The sequence below is a fragment of the Kribbella sp. NPDC023855 genome (assembly GCF_040639475.1).
GTDB lineage: Bacteria > Actinomycetota > Actinomycetes > Propionibacteriales > Kribbellaceae > Kribbella.
Genome location: NZ_JBFAAA010000003.1, coordinates 855112 through 881800, shown reverse-complemented (window position 1 = coordinate 881800; position 26689 = coordinate 855112). Strand labels below are relative to the sequence as shown.

28 protein-coding genes are annotated in these 26689 nt (G+C 68.0%); 19 read left to right on the top strand and 9 right to left on the bottom strand.

The window, feature by feature from the left end:
* From dhaL to AB0F51_RS15140, 3 genes are read right to left on the bottom strand one after another with little or no spacing between them, the layout of a single operon-like run.
* On the bottom strand, positions 1-621 hold the full coding sequence (gene dhaL / locus AB0F51_RS15150; protein ID WP_360279742.1) for a dihydroxyacetone kinase subunit DhaL: 621 nt from the start codon (positions 619-621) through the stop codon (positions 1-3).
* Positions 622-623: 2 nt separating this feature from the next.
* Positions 624-1628 (bottom strand): dihydroxyacetone kinase subunit DhaK, encoded by a 1005-nt coding sequence (dhaK, locus tag AB0F51_RS15145; RefSeq protein WP_360279623.1) that lies wholly within the window; start codon positions 1626-1628, stop codon positions 624-626.
* Between the two features lie 48 nt (positions 1629-1676).
* Entirely contained in the window at positions 1677-2237 is a 561-nt protein-coding gene (locus AB0F51_RS15140; RefSeq protein WP_360279620.1) for a sigma-70 family RNA polymerase sigma factor, read from the bottom strand.
* Between the two features lie 61 nt (positions 2238-2298).
* Between AB0F51_RS15140 and AB0F51_RS15135 the strand changes: the two genes are divergently transcribed.
* Complete coding sequence (locus AB0F51_RS15135) at positions 2299-4050, top strand: serine/threonine-protein kinase (RefSeq protein ID WP_360279617.1); 1752 nt, start codon at positions 2299-2301, stop codon at positions 4048-4050.
* 74 nt (positions 4051-4124) lie between these two features.
* Here AB0F51_RS15135 and AB0F51_RS15130 read toward each other — a convergent pair whose 3' ends face one another.
* Positions 4125-5315, bottom strand: coding sequence for an MFS transporter (locus AB0F51_RS15130; RefSeq protein ID WP_360279613.1), 1191 nt, complete (start codon positions 5313-5315; stop codon positions 4125-4127).
* Positions 5316-5380: 65 nt separating this feature from the next.
* Between AB0F51_RS15130 and AB0F51_RS15125 the strand changes: the two genes are divergently transcribed.
* Positions 5381-6124 (top strand): winged helix-turn-helix domain-containing protein, encoded by a 744-nt coding sequence (locus AB0F51_RS15125; protein WP_360279610.1) that lies wholly within the window; start codon positions 5381-5383, stop codon positions 6122-6124.
* Here the strand turns inward: AB0F51_RS15125 and AB0F51_RS15120 are convergent.
* The 3 genes from AB0F51_RS15120 to AB0F51_RS15110 form a co-directional block, all read right to left on the bottom strand.
* Positions 6117-6818, bottom strand: coding sequence for a hypothetical protein (locus AB0F51_RS15120; protein ID WP_360279607.1), 702 nt, complete (start codon positions 6816-6818; stop codon positions 6117-6119). The genes AB0F51_RS15125 and AB0F51_RS15120 overlap by 8 nt on opposite strands.
* Before the next feature lie 65 nt (positions 6819-6883).
* Positions 6884-7612 carry a hypothetical protein gene (locus AB0F51_RS15115; protein ID WP_360279604.1) on the bottom strand — a complete coding sequence of 243 codons (729 nt, stop codon included), beginning with the start codon at positions 7610-7612 and terminating at the stop codon, positions 6884-6886.
* Entirely contained in the window at positions 7609-8220 is a 612-nt protein-coding gene (locus tag AB0F51_RS15110) for a transcriptional regulator (RefSeq protein WP_360279601.1), read from the bottom strand. Before AB0F51_RS15110 ends, AB0F51_RS15115 begins: the two co-directional genes overlap by 4 nt.
* A gap of 195 nt (positions 8221-8415) precedes the next feature.
* Here AB0F51_RS15110 and AB0F51_RS15105 point away from each other — a divergent pair, with 195 nt between their 5' ends.
* From AB0F51_RS15105 to AB0F51_RS15085, 5 genes are read left to right on the top strand one after another with little or no spacing between them, the layout of a single operon-like run.
* Entirely contained in the window at positions 8416-9708 is a 1293-nt protein-coding gene (locus AB0F51_RS15105; RefSeq protein WP_360279598.1) for an extracellular solute-binding protein, read from the top strand.
* Positions 9705-10646 (top strand): sugar ABC transporter permease, encoded by a 942-nt coding sequence (locus AB0F51_RS15100; RefSeq protein WP_360279595.1) that lies wholly within the window; start codon positions 9705-9707, stop codon positions 10644-10646. Before AB0F51_RS15105 ends, AB0F51_RS15100 begins: the two co-directional genes overlap by 4 nt.
* Complete coding sequence (locus tag AB0F51_RS15095) at positions 10643-11470, top strand: carbohydrate ABC transporter permease (protein WP_360279592.1); 828 nt, start codon at positions 10643-10645, stop codon at positions 11468-11470. Before AB0F51_RS15100 ends, AB0F51_RS15095 begins: the two co-directional genes overlap by 4 nt.
* 4 nt (positions 11471-11474) lie before the next feature.
* The gene (locus tag AB0F51_RS15090; RefSeq protein ID WP_360279589.1) at positions 11475-13070 is read left to right on the top strand and encodes an alkaline phosphatase D family protein; all 1596 of its coding nucleotides are present in this window, start codon (positions 11475-11477) and stop codon (positions 13068-13070) included.
* Entirely contained in the window at positions 13067-13909 is an 843-nt protein-coding gene (locus AB0F51_RS15085) for a discoidin domain-containing protein (protein WP_360279586.1), read from the top strand. Before AB0F51_RS15090 ends, AB0F51_RS15085 begins: the two co-directional genes overlap by 4 nt.
* Here the strand turns inward: AB0F51_RS15085 and AB0F51_RS15080 are convergent.
* Positions 13903-15345 (bottom strand): family 43 glycosylhydrolase, encoded by a 1443-nt coding sequence (locus AB0F51_RS15080; protein ID WP_360279583.1) that lies wholly within the window; start codon positions 15343-15345, stop codon positions 13903-13905. The two genes, AB0F51_RS15085 and AB0F51_RS15080, sit on opposite strands and share 7 nt — an antisense overlap.
* Before the next feature lie 95 nt (positions 15346-15440).
* Between AB0F51_RS15080 and AB0F51_RS15075 the strand changes: the two genes are divergently transcribed.
* Positions 15441-15698, top strand: coding sequence for a hypothetical protein (locus AB0F51_RS15075; protein WP_360279580.1), 258 nt, complete (start codon positions 15441-15443; stop codon positions 15696-15698).
* Here AB0F51_RS15075 and AB0F51_RS15070 read toward each other — a convergent pair.
* On the bottom strand, positions 15659-16360 hold the full coding sequence (locus AB0F51_RS15070) for a hypothetical protein (protein ID WP_360279578.1): 702 nt from the start codon (positions 16358-16360) through the stop codon (positions 15659-15661). The genes AB0F51_RS15075 and AB0F51_RS15070 overlap by 40 nt on opposite strands.
* A gap of 218 nt (positions 16361-16578) precedes the next feature.
* On the opposite strand from AB0F51_RS15070, the gene AB0F51_RS15065 reads away from it, so the two are divergent.
* The 11 genes from AB0F51_RS15065 to AB0F51_RS15015 all read left to right on the top strand — a co-directional run bounded on the left by AB0F51_RS15065 (position 16579) and on the right by AB0F51_RS15015 (position 26657).
* The gene (locus AB0F51_RS15065) at positions 16579-16812 is read left to right on the top strand and encodes a hypothetical protein (RefSeq protein ID WP_360279575.1); all 234 of its coding nucleotides are present in this window, start codon (positions 16579-16581) and stop codon (positions 16810-16812) included.
* Positions 16813-16894: 82 nt separating this feature from the next.
* The gene (locus AB0F51_RS15060) at positions 16895-18289 is read left to right on the top strand and encodes an FGGY family carbohydrate kinase (RefSeq protein WP_360279572.1); all 1395 of its coding nucleotides are present in this window, start codon (positions 16895-16897) and stop codon (positions 18287-18289) included.
* On the top strand, positions 18286-18903 hold the full coding sequence (locus AB0F51_RS15055) for a histidine phosphatase family protein (RefSeq protein WP_360279569.1): 618 nt from the start codon (positions 18286-18288) through the stop codon (positions 18901-18903). Before AB0F51_RS15060 ends, AB0F51_RS15055 begins: the two co-directional genes overlap by 4 nt.
* Positions 18900-19697, top strand: a complete 798-nt coding sequence (locus AB0F51_RS15050; RefSeq protein WP_360279566.1) for a DeoR/GlpR family DNA-binding transcription regulator — start codon at positions 18900-18902, stop codon at positions 19695-19697. Before AB0F51_RS15055 ends, AB0F51_RS15050 begins: the two co-directional genes overlap by 4 nt.
* A 27-nt stretch (positions 19698-19724) precedes the next feature.
* The gene (locus tag AB0F51_RS15045; protein ID WP_360279563.1) at positions 19725-21176 is read left to right on the top strand and encodes an FGGY-family carbohydrate kinase; all 1452 of its coding nucleotides are present in this window, start codon (positions 19725-19727) and stop codon (positions 21174-21176) included.
* Positions 21176-22204 carry a 2-hydroxyacid dehydrogenase gene (locus tag AB0F51_RS15040; RefSeq protein WP_360279560.1) on the top strand — a complete coding sequence of 343 codons (1029 nt, stop codon included), beginning with the start codon at positions 21176-21178 and terminating at the stop codon, positions 22202-22204. Before AB0F51_RS15045 ends, AB0F51_RS15040 begins: the two co-directional genes overlap by 1 nt.
* Positions 22201-22968: an inositol monophosphatase family protein gene (locus AB0F51_RS15035; RefSeq protein WP_360279557.1), complete on the top strand. Its 768-nt coding sequence runs from the start codon at positions 22201-22203 to the stop codon at positions 22966-22968. Before AB0F51_RS15040 ends, AB0F51_RS15035 begins: the two co-directional genes overlap by 4 nt.
* Positions 22965-23852, top strand: coding sequence for a sugar ABC transporter permease (locus tag AB0F51_RS15030; RefSeq protein ID WP_360279554.1), 888 nt, complete (start codon positions 22965-22967; stop codon positions 23850-23852). The genes AB0F51_RS15035 and AB0F51_RS15030 overlap by 4 nt, the downstream gene beginning before the upstream one ends.
* A complete protein-coding gene (locus AB0F51_RS15025) occupies positions 23849-24664 on the top strand; it encodes a carbohydrate ABC transporter permease (protein ID WP_360279551.1) in 816 nt (271 codons plus the stop codon). The genes AB0F51_RS15030 and AB0F51_RS15025 overlap by 4 nt, the downstream gene beginning before the upstream one ends.
* On the top strand, positions 24661-25983 hold the full coding sequence (locus tag AB0F51_RS15020; protein ID WP_360279548.1) for an ABC transporter substrate-binding protein: 1323 nt from the start codon (positions 24661-24663) through the stop codon (positions 25981-25983). Before AB0F51_RS15025 ends, AB0F51_RS15020 begins: the two co-directional genes overlap by 4 nt.
* On the top strand, positions 25980-26657 hold the full coding sequence (locus AB0F51_RS15015; protein WP_360279545.1) for a glycerophosphodiester phosphodiesterase family protein: 678 nt from the start codon (positions 25980-25982) through the stop codon (positions 26655-26657). The genes AB0F51_RS15020 and AB0F51_RS15015 overlap by 4 nt, the downstream gene beginning before the upstream one ends.
* Positions 26658-26689: the final 32 nt, after the last annotated feature.

The window sequence follows — 26689 nt, the reverse complement described above, 5'->3', positions numbered from 1 at the left end:
TCATGCCAGCGTGCGTGCGGCCGACTCCAGCAGCAGTGTTGTGCTGGTTGCTCCAGGGTCCAGATGGCCCGCGCTGCGCTCACCGAGATAGCTGGCTCGGCCCTTGCGTGCAACCAGCGGAGTCGTCGCGTCCCGACCCTTGGCCGCTGCCTCGGCCGCAGCCGCGAGAGCCGCACCGAGATCGGCCCCGCCCGCGACAGCAGCGTCGTACGCGTCGAGAGCCGGTGCCCAAGCGTCGTACATGGTCTTGTCCTCGAGCTCGGCCTTGCCACGCGCGAGGATGCCGCCGACGCCCGCCTTCAACGCCTCGCCGACCGTCGCCGGCGTGATCTCCGCGCCGGCCAGCGCCGTGCCGAAGCGCAGGAAGAACGTCCCGTACAGCGGCCCACTCGCCCCGCCGACCTTGCTGACCAGCGTCATCCCGGCTTTTTTCAGCAGCTCGTCGACGGACTCGAAACTCGTCTCGTCCAGCACCGCCACAACGGCCGCGAACCCACGATCCATGTTGCTGCCATGGTCCGCGTCCCCGATCGCCGAGTCGAGCTCAGTCAGATACGCCGCGTTCTCATGAAACGTACTAGCCGCATCCCGCAACCAGTTGCTGAACTTCTCCACTCCCATGCTCACGCGCCCCAGCGTAGGCCGGGGGTGTTTACCGGGGCGTCCCAGAGGCGTACCAGTTCGTCGTCCGCCTTCAGGAGGGTGACCGAGCAGCCGGCCATCTCGAGTGAGGTGATGTAGTTGCCGACCAGTGAGCGGACGACCGTGATGCCCGCGCGGTCCAGCAGTTGCTGTACCTCGTTGTACATCAGGTACAGCTCGAGCAGTGGAGTGCCGCCCATCCCGTTGACGAAGGCAATCACCGAATCGCCTTGCTGGTAAGGCAGATCACCGAGGACCGGATCGACCAGCAGTGCGGCGATCTCCTTTGCCGATGCCAGCGGCAACCGTTTCCGGCCGGGCTCGCCGTGGATGCCGATGCCGACCTCCATCTCGTTCTCGGCCAGCTCGAAGGTGGGTTTGCCCGCAGCCGGCACGGTGCATGAGGTCAGCGCCATCCCCATGCTGCGGCCGTTTTCGTTCACCCGCTTGGCCAGGTCGGCGACCTCCTGCAGCGGCCGCCCCTCCTCCGCGGCGGCGCCGACGATCTTCTCCAGCAGCACGGTCACGCCGACACCCCGGCGTCCGGCCGTGTAGAGGCTGTCCTGGACCGCGACGTCGTCGTCGGTGACGACGGACAGGACTTCGGTCCCGGCGTCGGCGGCGGCCAGTTCGGCGGCCATCTCGAAGTTCATCACGTCGCCGGTGTAGTTCTTCACGATGTGCAGGACGCCGGCGCCCGCGTCGACGGCCTTGGTCGCGGCCATCATCTGGTCCGGCACCGGCGAGGTGAACACCTCACCCGCGCACGCGGCGTCGAGCATGCCCAGCCCGACGAACCCACCGTGCAACGGCTCGTGCCCGGACCCACCGCCGGAGATCAGCCCGACCTTCCCGGCCCGGGGCGCGTCCTTGCGATAGACGATCCGATTCTCCAGATCCACCCGCAGGCGATCCGGATGCGCCGCCGCCATCCCGGCCAGCGCTTCACTCACAACATCGGCAGGGTCGTTGATGAGCTTCTTCATGCCCCCCATCTGAGCACACCCCGAGCCCCCGCGGGAGCCCCCAAAGTCTCAGTCCTTCGGGCGCAGGAGCGGGCGGACTACCTCGCGGGCGTCGTGGATGCGGGACTTGATGGTGCCGAGGGGGGCTCCGACCTCGGCGGCGATCTCTTCGTACGAGAGGCCGTAGACGTCGCGCAGGACCAGTGGCGTCACCATCTGCGGGCGGTCGCGTTCCAGCGTCTCCAGGGCTTCGAGCAGGTCCAGGCGGGTGCCGGCGATGACGCTGGTGGTGCGCGGGTCCGGCTTGTCCATCTGCTCGGGGTTGTGCGCCGCCTGCGCGGTCCGCTTCAGCTTGCGGTACGTCGACCGGGCCGAGTTCGCCGCGACCGAGTGCACCCAGGTTGAGAAGCTGCTCCGGCCGGAGTACGTGTGGATCTTGGTGGCGATGTTGAGCAGTGCTTCCTGGGCGGCGTCCTCGGCGTCGGCGGAGTACGGCAGCACACTGCGGCAGATCCGCAGGACGCGGGGATGCACCAGCCGGAGCAGGTCGTCCATCGCGTTCTTGTCACCACCGGCGGCACGCTCGGCCAGGACGGCCAGGTCGTCGGTCGGACTGCTGCTGTCGCTCATCTGCGCCTTCGTTGTATCGGTCCCCAGGGCGTAGGACTCCGCGTGCACCATAATGCCTTGTATGGGGGTCCCTACCAGACTAGGCCGGTACGTCGTGCGCCGCCGCCTGGGCTCAGGCGGTTTCGCGACGGTGTGGCTGGCGTACGACGAACAGCTCGACGCCGAGGTCGCGGTCAAGGTGCTGGCCGACAACTGGGCCCACGACGACTCGGTCCGGCGCCGCTTCCTCGAGGAGGGGCGGTTCCTTCGCCGGGTCGAGTCCGAGCATGTAGTCCAGGTCCACGACGTGGGCGAGCTGGAAGACGGTAGGCCGTTCCTGGTGCTCACGTACGCCGACCGCGGCACGCTCGCGGACCGGCTGAAGAAGGACCCGCTGTCGTTGGAGCCCGCCATCGGCGTGATCGTCCAGGTCGGGCGCGGCCTGCAGGCGCTGCACCGGCGCGGGCTGCTGCACCGCGACGTGAAGCCCGCCAACGTGCTGTTCCGCAGTATCGACGACGACGGCGAGCGGGCCGTGCTGTCCGACCTCGGTCTGGGCAAGTCGCTCGACGAAGTGTCGAGAATCACCATGCCCGGCGGGACTCCGTCGTACGTGGCTCCTGAGCAAGCGTTGGGGGAGCGGCTCGACCAGCGCGCCGACCAGTACTCCCTGGGTGCGGTCGCCTACGCAGCGTTGACCGGCCGATCGCCGCATCAGGTGGACGGCCTGGGCGCCGCCGGGCGGGTCAAGGCAGCGCCGCCACCCAGTTCGCTGGGTTTCGAGATCCCGGAGCGGGTCGATGCGGCGATCGTCCGCGCACTCGACCCGGACCGCGAGAAGCGCTGGCCCGACATCGAGTCCTTCACCCGCGAGTTGGTCGGCGGTCTCGACGCCACCACCCAGAGCTTCCTGGTCGGCTCACCCGCCGGTACTCCGGTCCCGCTCACCGCGCCCCTGACGCTCGCGGCGGCCTCGACCACCGCGAAGGAGACCGAGGTCGGTGAGAAGACCGCCCTGAGCGAGTCGAACGCGCCGACCGTGGTCAAGACCGGCACCACGACTGTCCCCGCGGATGCGACCGGCAAGGCGGAGCCAGCGGGGGAGACGAGCAAGACAACGGACGGCGATGCTGCAGCGGCGTCGGGCCACGCAGGAGGCCCGGGACAAGCTGCGGGCCCCCGGCAGGTTGCGGGCCAGGGACTGGGAGCGGCATCGGGCGAAGGGCAGGCATCAGGCGGGGGACAGGCAGCGGGGAGCGCGGCGGCAGCAACGGGCGCAGTACCGGCCACGGGCGCAGTACCGGCGGCGCCGCCGCGGCGTCGGCGTGGGCGCTGGGTGTTGGCGGCCGTGCTGGCGTTGGTGCTGGGAGCAGGCGGCGGCTTCGGCGTGCAGCGGTACCTGCAGGAGACGCAGTTCACCAAGGTCACCGAGGGCAACTTCTCCGTGAAGCTGCCGCACGAGTGGGCCTCGGTGGTCGCCACCACGAACTGGCGTCCGCCCGGCGCGACGACGGAGCAGCCGGCCCTGCGGGTCAGCAAGGACAACCGCTGGACCGAGCCCGGCAGCGACACCCCCGGCGTCTTCGTCGGCCTGCTCGGATCCAACATCCCCCCGGCGAAGGCCATGCCCGACCCGAAGCAGTACGGCTGCACGGAGATCCCGCAGTCGAGCGAGGACACCCAGATTTCGAGTAATTGCAGAAATGGCACTACGCTGCTGCAGAAAGTAGCCAGCACGGGGGCTGGCGAGTCGATGCTGATCCAGGTCCAGGTGCCTGGATCCGAGAGTGACAAGGCCATAGAGGTGGCGAATTCGGTCACCTTCTCCAGCTGAAGGATCACCGTGAGAGTTGTCGCCGAACGGCTCCGTCCGTCCCCCGCACTGGTTCAGGCGAGCCGTCGCCGGTTCTACCGGCTGCGCTCGGTCATCTTCCGCACCATCTGGCCGCGCTGACCGATCGTCAGCCAGGTGACGGCCAGCGCGAACAACCACAGCGCGGCACCGATCCAGGCGAGCTCGTGCAGCCCACGGACGAACGCGTCCCCAGTCGCATGGCCGCCCACCACAGCGCCGTAGAGAGCGATGCCCACCGCTCCGACGGCCTGCCGTGCTGTGTTGTTCACCCCGCTGGCCAGCCCCGCGTACTGCGACGGCAGCGACCCGACAGCGGCGCTGACCACAGCAGCCGTCAGCAGCCCCATGCCCAGCCCGATCCCGAGCTCAGCCGGTACTACGGCCGCATACCCACTGTCCGGAGCCACCAACAGCAGACAGGCTGACCCGGCGGCGCCCAGGAGCAGCCCGGCGCTCATCGGGAGCCGTGGCCCGTACCGCGCCGTCACCCGTCCTGACACGGGCCCGAGCACCGCAAGCGGAACGAACAGCGGCACCAGCTCCAGTCCAGCCCGCAGCGCGCTGTGGCCCAGCCGCTCCTGCAGGTAGAGCGTCACCACGAGCACAGTCCCCAGCCCGACCAGATTCATCAGCCCTGCCACCAGGTTGCTCCCCACGAACGCCTGGGTAAGCGGAGGCCGCCGTAGTCCACCCACGGCGGGCCTGGTCGCCGGGATCAGCCGGTAGCCGACAGGAAGCGCCACCGCGATCACCGGAAGGTTGACGAGGAACACTGCTCGCCAGCTGAAGGCACTGACCAGAGCACCACCCAGTAGCGGCCCAGACGGTAGAGCCAAGGCCCCAGCGCCCGCCCACAGACCCATGGCCCGCGTACGCGCGGCAGCATCGGAGTACAGGCTGGTGATGAGGGCCAGTGTGCCGGGGAGTAGGAGGGCGGCGCCGATGCCCTGGATTGCGCGGGCCAGGACCAGGGCGTGGATGGACGGAGCGAGACCGCAGCCCAGCGAGGCGAGGCCGAAGACGGTCAGCCCGGCCAGGACCACCTTCCGGTGGCCGATGCGATCGCCTGCGACACCGCAGAGCAGCAGGAGACAGGCCAGCGTCACCATGTAGCTGTCCACGACCAACTGCTGTCCGGCGAGGCTGGTGTGCAGGTCCACTCGCAGCGACGGCAGGGCGACGTTGACCACCGTCACGTCGAGTTGGATCAGGAAGATCCCGGCACAGAGCAACGCGAGCACCATGCGTCCAGCCTTGCGGCGAAACACTTCGAGCCGGCCCGAACTGTGCCGGTGCCACCATGGATTTCATGGAGTACTCCGGAGACGCCGACGTGGCCCAGGCAGCCGCCCTGCTGGCCGAGCCCGCCCGTGCCAAGGTCCTGATGGCCCTGGCCGACGGACGCGCGCTGCCGGCGTCCCTCCTCGCGACCGAGGCTGGTGTGAAGCCTCAAACGGTGAGCTCTCACCTGGGCAAGCTGGTCGCCGGTGGGCTGCTCGAGGTCGAGCGCTCGGGCCGCCACCGCTACTACCGCCTCGCCGGCCCAGAGGTAGCGGCCGCAGTGGAGGCGGTAGCCAGGATCGCGAAGCCGGAGCCGGTCAAGTCCCTCCGCCAGAGCACGCGTGCCGCCGCCCTCCGGGAAGCGCGCACCTGCTACGACCACCTGGCCGGCCGCCTCGGTGTCGCCCTGCTCGAAGCCCTGGTACGCCGTACCGCCCTGATCCGCACAGACGACGGTGACGGGGCCGAGCGACGCCCGGAAGACCCCCTGGCCCAGCAACTCCCCGACTGCCCCTATGCCCTGGGCCCAGCAGCGCCCGAGGTATTCGATGCCCTAGGCATCGACCTGAGCGCCGGTACGTCGTCCCGCCGGCTGCTGCGCTGCTGTGTCGACTGGAGCGAGCAGAAGCATCACCTGGCCGGCCGTCTGGGCGCTGCGGTCACCAGCAGCCTGCTCGAGCGCGACTGGCTCGAGCGCCGCAACTATCCCCGGGCGGTCGCCCTGACTGCCACCGGCGAGCGGGAGCTCACCGGACTGCTCGGGATCAGTTGAGCCGCGAGTCCGAGCGAGTGGCCGACTCGGCCGCGTGGTCGAGGACGTCCTCGAGCGCCGCCTTGTCCTGCGGAAGCCCGGTGACCGCGATCTCGAAGTGGCACAACCCAGCGGGGTTCGCCACCCAGCGCACGATCACGTACCGGAGGGTGTGCTCCGGTACGTAGCTGTAGAGCAGCGTCGCGTCCTGCGTCTTCGGATCGACGGAGTGCGACCTGATGGTCAGCATCTGGGAGGCCGGTAGGTCCTGCAGCAAGTCGATCCTGGCGGCCATCGACAGCGCGGGCGACCGCTGGACGGTGAAACCCGCCTCGATCCGGATCCAGCGCTTGTGGGCCGGCTCGTTGTAGCGCACGTACTTCTTGGTGTCCGGGGGAAGGCTGAGCTCCCAGTCGCCCGGAACGCGCAGGCTGACCGCGGACTGCAGAGCGCCCCGCACGGTGAAGCTGCGGACCTTGTACCGGATGTCCTTCGCCTGCAGCGGTTCGCTGTCGTCGGGCAGAATCGTCTTGGGCGACGGTGTGGCGGTCGCCGGAGCGGAGGGTGAACCGGCCAGCGGTGCCGCCGCGGTCCCGGCCGAAGCCTGCTCGCCCGTGGTCAGCAACCCCAGCCCGTAGCCCCCTGCTCCCCCCAGCAGGGTCACTCCGAGCAGGCCGGAACCGAGCAGCGCGCGCCCGAGTCTCCTGCCGGCCACGCCCACCCCTCCTTCCGGTCCGTCCCGCTACGTTTTGGACACCGTAAACCGTGCTTCGGTTCGGGTCAGTCCCGGAACTTCACCGATCTGGTCGCCTGGTCCAGTATCTCGTTCAACGCCTTCACGTCCTGGGGTAATCCGGCGATGCTCATCTCGACGGTCGCCTTGTCGTCGTCACCGGTCGCCACCCAGCGGACGATCACGTACCGGACCACCTCGTCGGGGATGTAGGTGTAGACCAGCGTGGAGACCGTCCGCAGCCGGCCGTCGTCTCCCTCGACCTGGCTCACCTTCACGTCCGGGGACTTGATCTGCACGTCGTTCTCGTACGGCTGGCTCTCCGCGAGGCCCGTGACGATCTCCTCGCGCGACTGCATCACCGACTTGTCCGGCGGGAACCCCGACTCCACCCGGATCGCGCGTTCGCCCTGCGCGCCGACGAACTTGACCTCGGTGGGTGCCTTCGGATTGTCGATCAGCTTCCAGCTGGCCGGCGTCCGGATCGAGAGCCGGACCTGCTCGCCGGTCGTGCTCTCGACGCTGAAGTTGCGGGTCTTGAACTCCAGGTCACCGGGCAGCAGCGGCGGCACCTTGCTCGGCTTGGGCGTCTTGCGCGACAGCGGGGTGGACGGGGTGGACGGGGTGGACGGGGCGACCTTGGTACCTGCCAGCGGACCGGCCGCCACGCCGTACGGCGTCGGACCGGGCTCGGCCAGCTCGCCACCGTAGTACCCGGCGGCGCCGCCGGCGATGGCGAGCAAGGCGATGCCGATGACCAGGACCGGCGTCTTCACGCGTGCACCAGGTCCCAGAAGGCGAGTTCGAAGCGGACCACCCGGTCGAAGGCCAGCGTCATTGCCGGCGTCAGCGGTTCCCGGTCGACCAGCCCGGCCAGCTGGTCGACGTACGCCGCGAACTCCGGCGACGACCAGTTCGCGATGAAACCGGCGTACTGCGTCTCCGGGCCGGTCGTGTCGCGCACGGAGGCCCACGCGTCGTAGTACGCCTTCTCGACGGCGTAGAGGACCGTGATGCCGACTGGCCAGCCCTCGTCGACCGAGGTGAACAGGTACGACGAGTAGCCCAGGTTGAGCAGCGAAGGCTCGACGGTGAGGTCGACACCACGCTCCGTGGCCGCCTGCTCGAACAGTGCGAGCTCCGGCACCAACGCGGCCAAACCGCCCGCGAGCACTTTCCTGGCCTCGTCGTCGGGCGCGACCTCGGACAGCGCTTCGAGGTAGCGCTGGAACGAGCGGACGAAGAAGTAGTCCTCCGCGATCCAGCGATCGAAGGTGGCCTTGGGCAACGAACCGGCGGAGGTCCGGGAGACGAACGGGTGGTCCAGGATCCGCTGCCAGGCGGCTGCCTGCGCGGTCAGCAGGGCACGGGTGGTCTCGGGCACGCCGCCATCTTCTCAGGCAACTGCCAGACGGCCCCTACTGAATCCTTTCAAGCGGTCACCGCCGAACCCTTGACAGGCCCTCACCGGTCTTCGTAGCTTACGCCGAGTGGGGAATATAACAGTTCTTCACGTTCTGTTCACATTCAACGGTGATATTTCCCGCGGGGCTTCGGCGCCCCGGGCTCAGGAGGAACCGTGGCATCCGAGATCATCCGTACGCCGGTCAGCCGGCGGCGACTCCTGCAACTGCTGGGCGGCGCCGCGGCAGCGGGCGCCCTGGCCGGCTGTGGCGGTGGCGGCTCCGGCGGTAGCAGTGGTGGCGCTCTGAAGGTGATCGGCGCCGGCAGCCAGGAGGCCGGCCTGCGCAAGGCGCTGGAGGAGTACAAGAAGCAGAACGGCTCCTTCGAGTTCAACCTCTCGTTCTCGCCGGCGGACCAGTTGCAGACCGCACTCCGGGCCCAGCTCGCGGCGGGTAATGCTCCCGACCTGCACGCCGTCTACCCCGGCAACGGCAGCGCGATGTCGATGGTCCAGCTCAGCAAGGCGAATCTGCTCGCGGACCTCAGCGAGCAGGCCTGGACCCAGAAGATCCCGACCGGCTTCAAGGGCGCCTACCAGCAGGACGGCAAGACCTTCATCTTCTCGCCGGGCACCAGCGTGCTGGGCGCGATCTACAACAAGAAGGCGTTCGCCAAGGCCGGGGTGGAGATCCCCACCACCTGGAGCGAGTTGCTCACAGTGTGCGAAACCCTCAAGAAGAAGGGCATCATCCCGCTCGCCCTCGGTGCCCAGACGCCCTGGGTCACCCAGCTGATCAACTACGCCCTCGTGCCGGGCACGGTCTACTCCAAGCAGCCCGACTTCGACGACAAGATGGCCGACGGTTCCGCCACCTTCGCCGGCTCCGGCTGGGCCGACGCGATGAACAAGTACCTCGAACTGCAGAAGCGCGGCTTCTTCAACGACAACCCGAACGGGACGACGTACGAGCAGGCGACCTCGATGGTCGGCACCGGCAAGGCCGCGATGGCCGTCCAGGTCTCCGCCGTCCTGCAGGCGTACCGGGCGGCCGCGCCGTCACCCGACGACCTCGGCATGTTCCCGCTGCCGGCCACCGACACGGTGGCCGACAACTGGATCCCCGGCGGCATCGTGGTCGGCCTCGCGGTCAGCGCGAAGAGCAAGAAGGCCGACGAGGCCCGCAAGTTCCTCGAGTACTGCGGCCAGCCCGCGATGGTCAACGCCTGGGCCGAAGCCGTCGCCTGCGTTCCCCTGTACTCCGAGGGCGAACCGAAGGTCGACCCCGTGCTCAAACCGTTCCTGCCGTTCCTGTCGGGTGACAAGGCGGTCCCGTTCATGGACCAGCGCTGGCCGAACGCGGAGGTGCAGCCGACGCACTTCGCCGTCGTACAGGAGCTGCTGGGCGGGAAGACCACGGTCGACGGTGCGCTCAAGAAGATGGACGCGGCCTACCGGAAGACCACATGACGGCAGTCATCACCCCGCCGGACGCCGCGAAGCACCGGACACCGGTGAAACGACCGGGTCGCCGGGGCGGCATCGCGCCGCCCTGGCTGTTCGCGGCGCCCGCGCTGGTCGTCTACGCGCTGGTGATGCTCTACCCGAGCATCGTCGGCGCGGGGTCGGCCTTCACGGACTGGTCGGGGGTGGGGGAGCAGCGCTCCTTCGTCGGCCTGGACAACTTCCAGCAGCTGGTCCATGACGACCAGGCGCTCGGCGCGCTCCGCAACACGCTGTCCCTGACGCTCGCGATCGTGGTGGTCCAGAACGGCCTCGGGCTGCTGCTCGCGCTCGGGGTGCACACCACCATCAAGAGCCGGATGGCGCTCCGGGTGATCTTCTTCGCGCCGGTTGTGGTCAGCCCGGTGATGGTGTCCTTCCTCTGGAAGTACGTCTACAACCCGGCGCCGGAGGCGGGCCTCAACGCGGCACTCGACGCGGTCGGGCTGGGCTCGCTGCGGCAGGACTGGCTCGGCAACCCGTCACTGGCCATCTGGTCGGTCGCCTTCACCGTGATCTGGCAGTGCGCCGGCTACTCGATGGTGATCTTCCTGGCCGGTCTGGAAGGCGTGCCGAAGGAACTGCACGAGTCGGCGATGGTCGACGGGGCGGGCACCGTCGCGCGGTTCCGGCACATCACCTGGCCGCTGCTGGCACCCGCCGTGACGATCAACGTGATGCTGTCGACCGTCGGCGGCCTGACGTTGTTCACCCAAATCATCGCGATGACCAACGGCGGCCCCGGGTACGCGACCGACACCTTGTCGACGGTGCTCTACAAACAGGCCTTCGTGTTCGGGAAGTTCGGCTACAGCACCGCGGTCGCCCTCGTGCTGGCGATCTTCGTCGCGGCCGTCTCGTTCATCCAGATCGCCTACCTGCGATCCCGGGAGACGACAGCATGAGAACCGCGTACCGTCCCCGCACCTTCGTCCTCGAAGTCGTCATGATCGCGACTGCCGTCGCCTTCCTCTTCCCGGTCTACGCCCTGGTGACGCTGGCCTTCAAAGACCCGGGCCAGATCGCCAACAAACCGCTGTCCCCGCCGAACCCACCCTCGACCGAGAGCTTCGGTACTGCGTGGCAGTCGGCCTCACTCGGATCGGCCTTGCTCAACAGCACGCTGATCACCGTCTCCAGCGTGGTCCTGCTGATCGTGCTCGGCTCGCTGGCGGCGTACTTCCTGGCCAGGCAGGCCGGGCGGCTGAGTTACAGCCTCTACATCCTGTTCCTCGTCGGCATCATCCTGCCGTTCCAGCTGGGCATGATCCCGCTCTACCAGCTGGTCAACGACCTCGGCCTGCTCGGCACGTACCAGGGCATGATTCTCTTCTACACCGGGATCCAGCTGCCGTTCACGGTGTTCCTCTACACCGGCTTCATCCGGTCGCTGCCCGCCGACTACACCAACGCGGCGCTGATCGACGGAGCCTCGCACCTGCAGGCCTTCGTGCACGTGATCTTCCCGCTGCTGCGGCCGATCACCGGCACCGTGCTGATCCTGAACGCGGTGCACATCTGGAACGACTTCTTCACCCCGCTGCTCTACCTGGGCGGTTCGGGCCGGGAGACCGTCCCGGTCCGGGTCTTTGCCTTCGTCAACGAGTACACGTCGGACTACGGGCTGGTCGCCGCGGGCCTGGTGCTGGCCGCGTTGCCCATCCTGCTCGTCTTCCTGGTCCTCCAGCGCTACGTCATCCGCGGTTTCTCCAGTGGACTGAAGGGTTGATCACGTGACCGAAGATCTCCGCCCAGCGGTGAGGCTGGCCCGGCGCCGGTTCCTCACCCTCACCGGCGCCGCCACCGCGGTGGCGTTCGGGACCAACCTGCCGGGCACCGCGCTCGGCAGTGGGAACGCCGGTGGGCTCACCGGCAACCCGTTCACTCTCGGCGTCGCCTCCGGTGACCCACTACCGGATGCGGTCGTCATCTGGACCCGCCTCGCGCCACAGCCGTATGAGCCGCTCGGCGGAGCGCCGTACAAGGAGGTGGGAGTCGACTGGCAGGTGGCCAGTGACGAGCACTTCCGGCGGGTGGTGCGATCCGGGCGAGCTACTGCGCGACCGGAGTTCGCCCACAGCGTGCACGTCGACGTACGGGGTCTGGAACCCGGTCGGCACTACTGGTACCGCTTCAAGGTCGACCGCTACCTCAGCCCGACAGGCAGGACCCGTACTGCGCCCGCGCCCGGCCAGCGAGGCGGCCAACTCACGTTGGGTGTCAGCTCTTGCCAGGCGTGGACCGACGGCTACTACACGGCTCAGCGGCACCTGGCCAACGAGGATGTCGACGCTGTGGTGTTCCTCGGCGACTACATCTACGAGTTCGGCATCTCCACCGCCGGCGGGCTCCGCAACGTGACTACACCGGTCCCCAGCCAGTTCCGCACCGAGGCGGACACGCTGGACCGCTACCGACTCCAGTACGCGCTCTACAAGTCCGACCCCGATCTGCAGGCGGCCCACCAGAGTGCTCCCTGGATCACGACCTGGGACGACCACGAAGTACAGGACAACTACGCCGGCTCGATCTCCAAGGCGAATGCTCCAGTAGAAGACTTCCTGGTACGCCGGGCCAACGCGTACCGCGCGTACTGGGAACACCTGCCCCTGCGCGGCCCAGCCCCACAAGGGCCGAACTACCTGCTCTACCGGCGTTTCACCTTCGGGCAGGTCGCACAGCTGAGCGTGCTGGACACCCGGCAGTACAGGTCGGACCAGGCAGCCGGTGATGGCTGGAAGGTCGACTCGGAGGCGCGTCGCGACCCGGCCCGAGTGCTGGCCGGTCAACAGCAGACGCAGTGGTTCCTGCAGGGCCTCAACCGCTCCCGGACCACCTGGAACGTGCTGGCCAACCAGGTGATCATGAGCCGGATGGACCTCGACCCGACGCCGGTGGACCTTTACAACATGGACGCCTGGGACGGGTATGGCGCCGAACAGAAGCTGATGCTCGATGGGCTCGCGGCCAATCGCCATCGCAACCCGGTGGTGCTGACCGGCGACGTGCATGCGGGCTATGCGCTCGACATGAAGCGTGACTTCGCCGATCCCGACTCGCAGACCTATGGCGTGGAGATCGTGCCGACGTCGTTCAGCAGCGGCGGCAACGGCGTACCGGTGTCGGCCAACGGACAGAAGTTCCTGTCCGGCAACCCGCACCTCAAGTTCGTCGACGAACGTCGCGGCTACTCCGTACTCCGCTTCGACAACGCGCAGCTCCGCGTCGATTGCCGGATGGTGCCCTACGTCGACAAACCGGGAGCGCCGATCTCGACCGTCCGCTCGTTCGTGGTGGAAGCCGGCAACCCCGGTCTGGAGGAGCTATGAGAGCCCGCACCCTCGCACTGATCGTCGCCGTGGTCGCCGGGATCGCCACCACCGGCCCGGCCGTCGCGGACCGTGCTGTGCAACGAGGTCTGACGCTGTCGGCCGATGTCGCGCAAATTGCCGTCACCCCGGTGCCGTGCGCCAAACAAGGCTTCGAGCTCCGCTTCGGCAACACCGGCAGGACCGCCGTGTACGCCGACGCGTTCCTCGATGCGCCGGCACCACTGACGCTGTCGCGCCGCCTGGTGTCGAGCTACCTGCCACCCGGCTACACGCTCAAGGTGCAGATCGCTGTCAACGCCCCTCGCGGGACAGCGCCCGGCAAGTACTCGATCACGGTGAAGGCCGGGGACCAGACGCTGACCCTTCCGGTCGAGGTCGGCGTGGCGCCGGTCGACACCACCGGCAACCTCGCCCGCTACGTCCCGGTGACCGCATCTAGTGAGCACCTGCCCAACTACCCGGCCTGCGGCGCGGTCGACGGCGACCGCGACTCGGAGCACTGGGGCAAGACCACCGGCTGGAACGACTCCACCCGAGGCAACTTCCCAGACTGGCTACAAGTCACCTTCGACCAGCCCCAGACCGTCGGCCGAGTGGACCTCTACACCCTCAACTCCAAGCAATACCCAGCCGCGAACTACGGCCTGAAGGACTGGGACGTGCAGGCACTCGTCAACGGCTCCTGGCAAACCGTCACCCAAGTCCGCAACAACACAGCCCCTCTCACCACCTCCACCTTCCCCCCACTAACAGCAACCGCCATCCGAATCCTCACGTTGTCCAGCAACGAGGGCCTCACGTACTCGCGGATCGTCGAGCTGGAGGTCTATCAGTAGACCTCGATGCGGTCCAGGCTGATGACGGTGTTGGACGATGACGGGTTCTTGGTGCCGGTGACTCGGAGCTTCAGCGTGTGGGGGCCGGCGGGCAGGGTTGGGCTGATGTAGGTGAGTTGCTCGCCCACTCGCAGGGAGCTGTAGTAGTCGATGCGTTGTTCGGGGCCGCCGTCGATGGAGATGCCGGCGATGCCGTTGCCGGTGTCCAGGACGCTGAGCAGGGCGACTTTCGTACCGGTGAACCGGATGGTGGCCGAGGCGTTGAGTTGGTTGCTCCAGTGGTCGTTGCCCCAGAAGCACTGGTTGCCGCAACCCGAGCCGGACGACCACGCACCGGCGTACTCGATCTGGTTCTGGCCGGTGCCGACGTCGGTGTCGTTGATGACCGAGGTGGTCGCGCCGGGGTCGCCCGAGGGCAGTGTCTGGGTGGCTCCGGCGGCCAGGGGGCTGCCGAGCTTCGGGGTGCCGTCGGCGTTCCAGCTGATCTTCTGGACGCGTGCGGTGCGGAAGGCATACGTGTAGGCGCTGGTGTTCTTGCCGTGGTACGCGATCCAGTCCTGCGTCCCGTCGGGGGACTGGAAGAAGGAGTGGTGGCCCGGTCCCCAGACGCCGGTCGTGTTGTTGCGGGCGAAGATCGGCCCGGCGTGCTGGACCCAGTTCGCAGCGACCATCGGGTCGGCGCCGTTCGCGATGCTCTTCATCCACAACTGGTAGTCCGGCTTGCCGGTGTCGCAGGTGGAGTAGGTGAGGAACGTCCGCCCGTTCCGGTACAGCGGCGTCGGCCCTTCCCGTACTTCGGTACAACCCCCGCTGGCGGGGATCGCGACCCGGGAGCCGGTCGCCGTCCACGGGTTGCTCATCCGCACGATGTAGAGCTGCGCCGGTCCACCCTGGCCGCGGCCGGGGCCTGTCCAGACGAAGTACTGCTGGCCGTTGTGCGTGATCGGTTCGCCGTCGATGGCGTACTCACCGAAGTCGGCGATCTTCGCCTTGAAGCTGTACGGCCCGGTCGGATCGTCACCGGCCGACTCGAGGACGTACATCCTGTGGTTCGCGTCCACCCCGTCGGACGCGGTGTAGTAGATGTACCAGCGATTGCCGACGTGCCGGAACGCCGGCGCCCACATCTGGGTGTTGCGGCTCGGGTCGCTGTCGCGCCAGACCACCTTCTCCGGTGCGACCAGTAGCGTCGCCAGGCTCGGGGACGACCAGATGCCGATGTGGTCGCCGGTCGTGGTTGCCACGTGGTACTGACCGCCGTAGTAGAACAGCGACGGGTCGGCACCCGGGTTGACGGGGTTGCGGAAGGTCTGCGCGAGTACCGCGTTCTGCACGGGCTTCTCCAGCGCCGGCGCGGAGGCGGCCGGCAGTCCAGTCATCAGCACGGCGGCGGCGAGAGCGGCCAGCGTGAGCACAGCGGGGCGGATGGATCTCATATACCTGTTTACAACGATGGAACCTGATCCGTAAACAGTTCACACCAGGATCGAATAGTTGGTTATCTTCCACCGCACGGGGAACCGTCAGAGGGATGGGCAACGTCCTAGCCCGCATGAAGCTCAAGGTTCGCGTGGTGCACTACTACTGCCGCGGCGGCGTGGACTGCTGGTACGCCGATATCGACGACGCCGACGACCGCCAGCCCGACGACCCGTTCTGGTACGTCGACGGCTGCCGCACGCAGGCCGAGGCGCTGTCCGCCGCCTGCACCCAGTTGGCCGCCCTCGACCAGGCGATCGCGGCCGGCGCCTACCCGACCCGCTTGAGCGAAAGCGGTTTGGCCGCCTGAGCGGTGAGATTGTTCAGCCGGAACTTGTTGCTTAAGGCAAGCAACGTTTCGGTCAGCAGTCCGGCCCGTGGCGCGACCAGGTCGTGCTCGAGCAACTGGGTGTCGCCGGTCAGCTCGTACTCGCGGGCGCTGTCGGCGACCAGGTTCAGCAGCTCGGTGTTGCTGCGCAGGGTCAGCCGTTGCAACGCGATCCGGTACGCCGCGACCCCGTCCTGCCTGCGCTTGAGTCGCTCGCCCAGGACGAGCTCGGACCACGCGTCCGCGAGTTGAAGGGACAGTCCGGTCAGCCAGGGTTGCACCGCGGCGCCGACGCGTTCGCGATAGTCGTCGAGCCAGGGGGAGCTGATCCCGCTCCCCGGGCTGATCGTGAAGGTGGCCGGTGTCGTCCCGTCGGCGACGATCGCGCGCAGCAGTGCCACGTTCTCCCGGACGGTCGCGAACCGCGGCGACCCGGCGAACAGGTCCAGCTCGTACTCGACCAGGATGCCGATCCGCCGCAGGGTCTGTACTGCGACCAGGAGCTCGCGCAGCCGGGCCGGGTCGCCGGCGATCCCCGCCAGGTCCAGCCGGACGCGGATCAGTCCCTGCGCGCTCAATCTCCGGAAGTCCTCGGTCGCGACTTCGCGCGGCGTACAGGACCTGCTCCACAGATCAGAATCCATGGTTCCCCCCACGATGCCGATCGACTGCCTTCAACGTCCGCCAGTCCGGGGGAGATGTCAAGGGTCACGGCGGTAGCCGCGGTGGTACTCAAGCCAATAATCTTTACCAAGATTTAGGCGTGACGTTCACATCGACTGGTCGTTGATCTGTCAGACAACCTGTTGACCACTCTCGGACTCCTGGAGATCGTCACCGAATCTCTGGGGAAAGGCTGCCCGTGCACCGATTCAACCCACCGCCCAGCTGGCCCGAGCCGCCGACCGCCACCTGGCGTCCGCCGATCGGCTGGGAGCCCGACCCCGAGTGGCCGGATGCTCCGGCGGGCTGGGGTTTCTGGCTCAACCGGCACGGCCGCAAGGCCAGTGGACCGATCGGTGCGTACGGCGCCGTCGACGCCGGCCGGATCGAACTCGCCACCGCGGACCGCTCGCTCCTCCTGATGCAGAACTGAACTCATCCCACGCTCTTACCGCGATCTGATGTTATGTTATCAACGTAGCTAACATCAGCGTCGTCGCTAGGGGTGTGCGGTTGTGCCTGAGCCTGCTTGGATCGGGGTCGATCTCGGGACGCAGAGCGTCCGCTCCGTCCTGGTCAGCGCTGCCGGTGATGTCCTGGCTCGTGCCTCCCGCCCCCTGACCAGCAACCGCGACGGCGTCCGCCACGAGCAGGACCCACGCGAATGGCTGGACGCGGTCGACGCCACGCTCGCCGAAGTCGCAACGCCCGCAGTACAGGGTGTCGCCATCTGCTCGACCTCCGGAACGGTCCTGCTCACCGATAACGCCGGTGCGCCGACCACACCCGCGCTCATGTACGACGATGCGCGAGCCGCCGACTATCTCGACCGGGTCGTTCAGGCGGACCCCGCGCGGTGGTGGACCGCGATGCAGCCGACCTGGGCCTTGCCCAAGATCCTCTGGTTGCTCGACCAGCACCCGGAAGCCGGCCGCATCGCGCACAGCGCGGACGTCGTCGCCGCCCACCTGATCGGCGGCCCGGTCGCCACCGACACCAGTCACGCGCTCAAGACTGGCTATGACCTGGAAGCCGACAGCTGGCCGGTCCAAGCCTTCGGCAGCCTCGGTCTCCCGGCCGAACTTCTCCCCGAGGTCGTCCTCCCGGGCACCGAACTCGGGCGCGTCTACACAGCAAAAGCCCAGGTCACCGGGGTCCCTGCCGGTACGCCGGTCTACGCGGGCATGACTGACGGCTGTGCGGCCCAGATCGCCGCGGGGGCGCTGTCGCCGGGAGCCTGGAACTCGGTCCTTGGCACGACTCTCGTCCTCAAGGGCGTCAGCAAGGACCTGCTCAACGACCCGACCGGAGCTGTTTACAGCCACCGCCATCCCGACGGCGGCTGGCTTCCCGGTGGCGCCTCCAACACCGGCGCCGGCGCACTCACCGCGATGCTGCCGGGCGCGGACCTCGACGCGCTCGACCAGGCAGCCCGCGCACTCGGCCCGATCGACGCGGCCATCTACCCGATCACCGGGCGAGGCGAGCGCTTCCCCTTCGTCGCACCGACCGCCGAACGCTTCGAACTCGGCAACCTCCCCGACGACCTGCACCGGTACTGCGGTGTCCTGCAAGGCGTCGCCTTCATCGAGCGACTCGCCTTCGAGCACCTGGAAAGCCTCGGCGCAGAACCGGTCCGCTCGGTCTCGCTCACCGGCGGCGCGACTCGCAGCGGCTACTGGAACCAGCTCCGCGCCGACGTCCTCGGCGTACCGGTCGAGCTGCCCGCGGCCGCGGACCCGGCGTACGGGATGGCTGTGCTCGCGGCGTCCGGCGGCGCCTCGGTGACCGAGACGGCGGCGCGCATGGTCCGCGTCGAGCGCGTACTCGAGCCGCGACCGCAAGAACGACTGACCACCTTGTACGGCGAATTCGTGGCGGAACTGGACCGGCGGGGGTATCGCGGATGAAGACGATCGTCGTCCTGGCCCGGCACGGGCGGACCGAGTGGCACCACGGCAACCGGTACACCGGGTCGACGGATCTGCCGATCGACGGGGTCGGCCACGTGCAGGCGCAGTACCTGAAGGAATGGGCCCTGGACTTCAGCCCGGACGCACTGTGGTCGTCGCCGATGTTGCGAGCGCGGCAGACCATGACGCCGACGGCACAGGCGCTCGGGCTGACGCCGGTGCTGGACGACCGGTTGCGCGAGGTCGACTTCGGTTCGGCCGAGGGACTCAGTCTCAGCGAGCTGCCCCCGTCGGTGGCCAAGGCGTTCGAGCTCGACCCGGTCGGCGCACACTTCCCGGGCGGCGAGGACCCAGCCGCCGCGGCGGACCGCGTCGAGGAGGTCTTCCACAAGATCGGCCGCGAGCACCAGGGCCGCAAGGTGCTCGTGGTCGCGCACAACACGCTGATCCGGTTGCTGGTCTGCCGGGTGCTCGGCCTGGAACTCAAGGACTATCGCAGACTTCTGCCGGCCCTCGGTCCCGCGGCGTTGGTGCGTTTGCGCTGGCAGGACGGCACAGTGGGACTCGAAGCGTTCAACACCCCCGCTGTGCGAATGGAGATTCCGGGATGAGTTCTGACACGGCCGACACCTCCGAGCTGAGCCGGCCCGCCCGGCGCCAGGCCGAGATCGCGGCGTACGTCGTCGAGCACGGCTCGGTCTCGGCGAACGATCTGGTCGAGGCGTTCGGGGTCAGCGTGATGACGGTGCATCGCGACCTGGACGAGCTGGAGCGGCAGGGCGTGGTCCGCAAGTACCGCGGTGGCGTGACGGCCCAGCCGACCAGTGTGTTCGAGAGCAACGTGGCGTACCGGCTCAACACCGCGCAGGCCGAGAAGGCTGCATTGGCCCGGCACGCCCGCGCAATGATCGAGCCCGGGATGTCGGTGATGCTCGACGACTCGACCAGCGCGCTCGCCCTGGTCGACCTCTTCGAGGACATCACTCCGTTGACGGTGGCAACGAACTTCCTGCCCGCCATCACCCGGCTGACCCAGCTGCGCGACGTCACGCTGCTGGCGTTGGGCGGAATCTACTCGTCGACGCACGACTCGTTCGGTGGCATGCCGTGCGCGCAAGCCGTCGAGGCGCTGCACACGGATCTGCTGTTCTGCAGTGTGTCCGCGGTGTCGGCGACACACGCGTTCCACCAGGAAGAAGAGATCGTGCTGGTCAAGCAGGCCATGATGCGGTCCGCCCGCACCAAGGTGCTGCTCGTCGACCACGGCAAGCTGCAGCGGACCGCGTTGCACCGGCTGGCACCGCTGACAGGTTTCGACGTGGTCGTGGTGGACGAGAAGACGCCGGCCGACCTGATCGCGGCGCTTCGCGACCACGGCAGCACGGTCGAGGTCGCGCCACTTTAAGAGCTTCATCGGTGAGGGGAGTCCGGGATGGATGTGGGAGTGGACGTCGGCACCACCGTCACGAAGGCGGTGGCCTTCGACGAGGCCGGCCGTCAGGTGGCGGAAACCTCGCGGCCGACCCGCCTGGTCCGTCCCGGTCCCGGCCGGTTCGAGCACGACACCGACGAGGTCGTTGCCTCAGTCAACGAGGTGGTCGCGGAGCTGGCTTTGCCGGAAGCGGGGCTGGTGGCGATCACGGCCCAGGGCGACGGTCTCTGGTTGGTGGATGCGGGCGGCCGACCGGTCCGGCCGGCGATCTCGTGGCTGGATGCTCGCAGCAACGAGATCCTCGAGCGCTGGACCGTCGACGGGGTTGCCGAGCAGGTGTTCCGGCGCTCCGGCAACCGGATGTTTCCGGGCGCCTCAGGGCCGCTGCTGGCCGCAGTACTGGCTGAGGAGCCTGACGTACTGCGTCGCGCGGCGACTGCGGCGTACTGCAAAGACGTGGTGATGCAGCGGTTGACCGGCGTACGGGCGACCGATGTGTCCGATGGGTCCGCGCCGTTCCTTGACCCGCGCACGAACAGCTATGACGCCAAGGCGTTGGAGGCGTGTGGGCTGACCGACTGGCAGCACTTGCTTGCACCGGTCGCGCCGGACGGTCCTGTTGGTGAACTTCGCGATCCTTCACTCGGTCTTCCGCTGGGAACTCGCATCTCTGCAGGACCCTATGACCTACCGGCTGCGGCTCTGGGCGCAGGTGTGAGCGAGGTCGGCGATGCGCTTCTGACGGTCGGTACGACGCTGGCCTGTCAGGTGGTGACCCGGGAGTTGCCGGTTGATGAGGAGCCTGCGGGACTGTTCCTCGGCACCTGGACGCCAGGCGTCTGGTTACGTGCGATGCCCGCCATGGTTGGCACGGCTGCTCTCGATCGGGTGCTGTCGCTGCTTGGGGTCGGTGTCGCCCAGTTGCCGGCGCTGCTGGCCGAAAGTCCGGCCGGTGCCAACGGCGTGACCGTGCTGCCTTACCTGTCCGAAGCCGGCGAGCGGGCGCCGTTCGTGGACACCGGCGCACGCGGCACGATCGACGGGATTTCGCTGTCGACGACCCAGGCGGACGTCGTGCGGGCGACCTGCGAAGGCATCGCGTACGCCGCCCGGCACTGTCTCGAAGCGGCCGGTTGGACCGGCAAGGTGACCGTCTGCGGCGGTGGCGCCAACAGTCGCGAGTGGACGCAGATCCTCGCCGATGTCCTGAACAGCCCTCTGCACACGACCGAGGCGTCCCAGGTCGCCGCTCGCGGGGCGGTGATCGGCGCGAGGCTCGCCGCTGGGCAGGCAGCCGGTCCGGAGTGGATCGCCGAGACCCGGCAGATCGATCCCGACCCGTCCCGTGCGGCCTTCTATGACGAGGGTTTCGCCCACTACCTGCGCCGCAGCGAAGCGGCCCGTCCCCGCTGGGCCGACCCGGCCCCCACCGCCCGACCTTCTGGAGCTTGATGAGAACCGTCCGCACCCTGCTCGCCGGCGACCACTTCGTCGGCAACGACCTGCTCGAGGCGGCGCTGACGTCGGCGTTGCCGGACGTCGCTTTCGAGTTCGAGCGGGTCACGCTGCCCTGGCCGCTGACGCCGTTCGGCCGGGTCGCCGAGGTCGACGAAGCCAGCGACGCCGAGGACCAGCTGATCGCCGCGCTGCCCGGAATCGAACTGGCGATCACCCAGATGGGCCCGTTCACCGAACGCGTCCTGGACTCCGCGCCGGACCTGCGCTTCCTGGTCTGCTGCCGTGGCGGCCCCGTCAACGTGAACGTGCCTGCGGCAACCAAGCGCGGTGTCATCGTGTCGTCCACGCCTGGCCGCAACGCGGGCGCCGCGGCCGAGCACGCCGTCACACTGATGTTGGGTGCCCTACGCAAGCTTCCCCACCTGCAGAAGACTCTTGAGCAAGGCCAATGGCGTAGCGATCTCTACGCGTACGACGACTGCGGCGCGGAACTCGATGGCGCGACGGTCGGCCTGGTCGGCTACGGCGCGATCGGCCGCCGGGTCGCCCGCGTGATGGTTGCCTTCGGCGCGCGAGTACTCGTAGTGGACCCGGCCGTCGACCCCACCTCACCCCCGGACGGGACCGAGGTCGTCGAACTGGACGAGTTGCTGCGTCAGTCCGACGTGGTCAGCCTGCACGCCCGCCTGACCGACCAGACCCGCGGCATGATCGGCGCTCCCGAGATCGCGACGATGCGCCGAGGCGCAGTACTGGTCAACACCGCCCGAGGCGGCCTACTCGACTACGACGCGACCGTGGACGCGTTGGAGTCCGGACAGTTGGGCGCGGCCGCTTTCGATGTCTTCCCGGTCGAGCCAGTGCCGACGGACTCAAGGTTGCTGACGGCACCTAATGTCGTGATGACCCCGCACCTAGCCGGCGCCACCAAACAAACCGCCCACCGAGCTGCGTCAATCGCAGCCGAAGCCGTCGCCGCCTACCTCTCCGGCCGCGACCCGCTGGGGCTGGTTTCAGCGTGAGCTTTGCACAACAGCTGGCGGTTCGGCTGGCTGAAGCTGCGGGTGAGGAACTGCTGAAGCGGCAGGCTGGGTTGGTCGGTGGGGGCGAGGTTGAGACCAAGTCTTCCGTCAGTGATCCGGTGACGGCGGCTGATCGCGCGTCGGAGCAGTTGATCGTCGACGGGCTCGCCGCGGCGCGGCCCGGGGATGGGCTGCTGGGAGAAGAAGGCGCCTCGAAGGCTTCGAGCACAGGTTATACCTGGGTGATCGATCCGCTCGATGGGACCGTGAACTACCTCTACGGCCGGCCGGACTGGTGTGTGAGTATCGCGGTGGAGGACGAAGCCGGTGCAGTCGTCGGGGTCGTTCACCAGCCGACGACGGGGATCACTTGGTCGGCCACTCGTGGAGAAGGCGCGTTTCGCGACGGTCGGCGTCTCGGTCCCGTCAACGCGGTCGGGCTGGCGACCGCCTTGGTGAGCACCGGCTTTTCATACTTGCCTGAACGCCGTGCCGAGCAGGCAGACCACCTCAGCCGCCTGCTGCCCGTAGTACGAGACATTCGTCGAGGCGGGTCTGCGGCGCTTGATCTCTGCTCGGTTGCCGACGGCACCGTTGACGCGTACTACGAACATCTGATCCAGCGATGGGATGTCGCCGCGGGTGGTCTCATCGCGCGGGAGGCCGGTGCCGAGGTGACCGCGCTGTCGGACGGCGTCCTGGCCGCTGCGCCGGAGCTCGCCGCTGCCCTTGCCGAATTGCTGACCCCGAGGAGGCCGGTGTGAGCGCCTTGTCCGTACGGCGGCGCGAGTACGGGTTGTTCGCGTTGCTGGTGGCACCCAATCTGCTGGTGATCGCGCTGTTCGCGTACTGGCCGATCGTCTACAACGCGTTCCTCAGTCTGACCGACTGGAACATGATCGCGGCCCGCCCGACCTTCGTTGGCCTGAGCAACTACGGCCGGACGCTCACCGACCCCGCCTTCCACCAGACGCTGGGGATCACGATCGTCTTCACCGGCCTGATCGTGGCCGGCAGCCTGGTGATCGGGCTCGCGCTGGCGTTGCTGTTCAACCTACCGCTGAAGGGCCGCGGTGTCGTCCGGACCATCTCGTTCGCGCCGCACATCCTGTCCGGGGCGGCCGTCGCGACGATCTGGCTGTTCATCTTCGACCCCGGCTACGGCCTGCTGCGCGCGCTGATCGAACCGTTCGGTGCCGAGCCACCGGACTGGATGAACAACTCCGACTGGGCGCTGCCCGGCCTCGTCATCGTCTACCTGTGGAAGAACGCGGGTTTCACCGCGCTGATCTACCTGGCCGGTCTGCAAGGCCTGCCGAAGGAGCTCGACGAGGCCGCGGCGATCGACGGCGCGAGCACCTGGACCCGGTTCTGGGCGATCAAGTTGCCGCTGCTCGCGCCGATCACCTTCTTCTTGCTGATCACCACAGTGATCGGCACCTTTCAGGCCTTCGACGTGATCGCGGTGATGACCGGTGGCGGTCCGGGCGACGCCACCACCACGCTCAGCTGGTCGATCTACAACGAGGGCTTCCAGGCCTTCAACGCCGGCCGGGCCGCGACGCTGTCGATCATCATGTTCGTCATCCTGCTGATCGTCACCACCGTCCAGGCCCGCGTGATGGAAAGGCGGGTGCACTACCGATGAAGACCAGACCCCTCCAGTACGTCGCCCTGCTCGGCGTCGCAGCCATCTTCCTCGGACCGCTGTACTGGTTGCTCAGTACGGCGTTCAAGCAGCCGGCCGACATCTACCAGTGGCCGCCCATGTGGTGGCCGGACAACCTGACCTGGGAGAACTTCTCGCTGGCCTGGAAGGCGGCACCGTTCGACCGGTTCTTCCTCAACTCGGCGATCATCACCGTCGCGGGGACGGCGCTGAAGGTGGCTAACGCAGTACTGACGGCTTATGCCTTTGCGTACTTGAGGTTTCCGTTCAAGAAGGTGCTGTTCCTGCTGATCCTCGGCGCGATGATGGTGCCGGGTCACGTGACGTTGCTGCCGAACTACCTGACCGTCGCGTCGCTGGGCTGGATCAACACGTACGCCGGGTTGATCATCCCGGGCATCGGCTCCGCGTTCGCGACCTTCCTGATGCGCCAGCAGTTCCTCACCCTGCCGTCGGAGGTGACCGATGCGGCCGCCGTCGACGGCGCCGGACACCTGCGCACGCTGTGGCGGGTGGTGCTGCCGATGTCGCAGCCGATGCTGATCACGGTCGTGGTGATCACCGCGGTCGAGGAGTGGAACAACTTCGTCTGGCCGCTGATCGTCACCAACACCGCCGAGATGCGCACGCTGCCGGTCGGCCTGCTGATCCTCAAGGACGAAGAGGGCCTGGCCAACTGGGGAACGATCATGGCCGGCACGTTGCTCGTGCTCGCGCCGATGCTGCTGATCTTCCTCGTAGCCCAGCGCTACATCGTCGGCGGCATCACCCAGGGAGCGCTGAAGGGATGACGATGCGACGCAGGATGTTCCTGGGCCTCGCGGCCGGTACGGCGCTGGCGGGCTGCGGCTACCGCTCCGTCGACGCGATCTACTCCCAACCGGCCGGCAGTGTGCCGAAGCAGTACGCGAACCGGGTCCGGGTCGTCTTCTGGTCGTCGTACGGCGGGGTGAACGGCAAGGCGGTCGACGGACTCGTTGCCAAGTTCAACGATGCCCAGGACGACGTGTACGTCGAGGTGCAGTTCCAGGGCAGCTACGACGACGTGGCCCAGAAGGTCGCGGCCGCTCTGGTCGCCAAGCAGGCGCCGGATCTGGCCATCCTGTCCGACGTCACCTGGGAACGGTTCTTCCTCAACGACGCACTGGAGCCGCTGAACGGCTACTTCACCGACGGGTTCGGCCCGGCCGTCTTCCAGTCCAAGCTGTTCGGCGAGTACGTCGTGAAGGGACAGAGCTGGGCAGTGCCGTTCGCCCGCAGTACGCCGATCCTCTACTACAACCGGGAGGCGTTCGCCAAGGTCGGGTTGCCGGATCGGGCCCCGCGGACCTGGAGCGAGCTGCGGTCGTGGGCGCCGGAATTGGCCAAGGTGCAGTCGGGCGGCCGGTCGTTGCGGACGATCGCATACGCGAAGGTCGACGGCGACTGGCAGTTCCAGGGCAACGTGTGGCAGTTCGGCGGCGCGTACTCCGATGGGCTCGACGTGAAGATCGACCAGGACGGCGCGGTGGCCGCGGGGGAGTGGCAGCGCGAGATGGTCCACAAGCTCGGTCTGGCGTACATGTCCAGCAGCCCGAGCACCGACTTCGCCAACGGGCTGGTGGGTGTCATCCAGGAGTCGACCGGTGGGATGAAGTCGATCACCGGCAAGGCGAAGTTCAAGGTCGGCGCCGGCTTCATCCCGTCGGAGGTCGCGGCCGGGATCGCGACCGGCGGCGGCGGGATCGGGATGCTGCGGAACATCTCCGACGAGCGCAAGCAGGCCGCCGCGACGTTCCTGACCTTCCTGGCGCGGCCGGAGAACTCGGCCTGGTGGACGGCCCAGACCGGCTATCTCCCAGTGGTGAACGCGGCCCGCGAAGACCCCGAGCTGAAGAAGCTCATCGCCGAGCAGCCGAACTACGGCGTCGCGATCGCGCAGCTCGCGAACGCGCGGCAGCAGGACGCGATCCGGCTCTACGGGCGGAACTCGAACGTCGCGATCTACACCGGCCTGCAGCAGATCTATGCCGACAACGCGGCACCCCGCGAGGTGTTCAAGTCGGTGGCCCGCCGGCTCGACGCGATCGCCGACGAGGTCCGTCGCCAGTACGAGGAGAAGGTGCTGTGATCATCACCGGCCATCGCGGGGCGCTCGGCTCCGAACCGGAGAACACCCTGCGGTCGTTCCACCGAGCCGTCGCCGACGGGTGCGACGAGATCGAGCTGGACCTCCGCGTCACCGCCGACGGCGAACTCGTCGTCCTCCACGACGCCACCGTCGACCGCACTACAAACGGCACCGGCGCCGTCGCCGACCTGCCTTTCGCCGTACTGCGTTCGCTGGACGCGGGCCTCGGCGAAGTCGTCCCGACCTGGGCGGAGACAACTGAGGAGATCTCGGTGCGCTTCCAGGCGGAGGTCAAAGCTGTCGAAGCTCTTCCGTTGCTGGCCGAGTCCTTGAAGGACAGCGCGTTGGCGGATCGCACTCTGGTGACGTCTTCTGCGGCGGACATCCTGCTGGCCATCCGCGACCTGCTTCCGTCGGTCGAAACCGGCCTGATCCTCGCGCGCACACCTCCGGTCGACGAGATCCTCGCTCGTGTTGAGGCGGCCGCCGCCACCTGGGCGCTCTGTGGCATCACCGACCTGACCCCCGAGACGGTCACCACTCTCCACTCCCACGGCCTTTCCGTCACTGCGTGGCCCGTCCCCGACCCCCGGACCTACGAGCGCGCCGTCGCCCTCTCCGTAGACGGCATCACCACCGACCACCCCGACCGTCTCCCCCTCACCCGCCCCTGACACACCTTCACATCTCAGTGTTCAAAATTGTT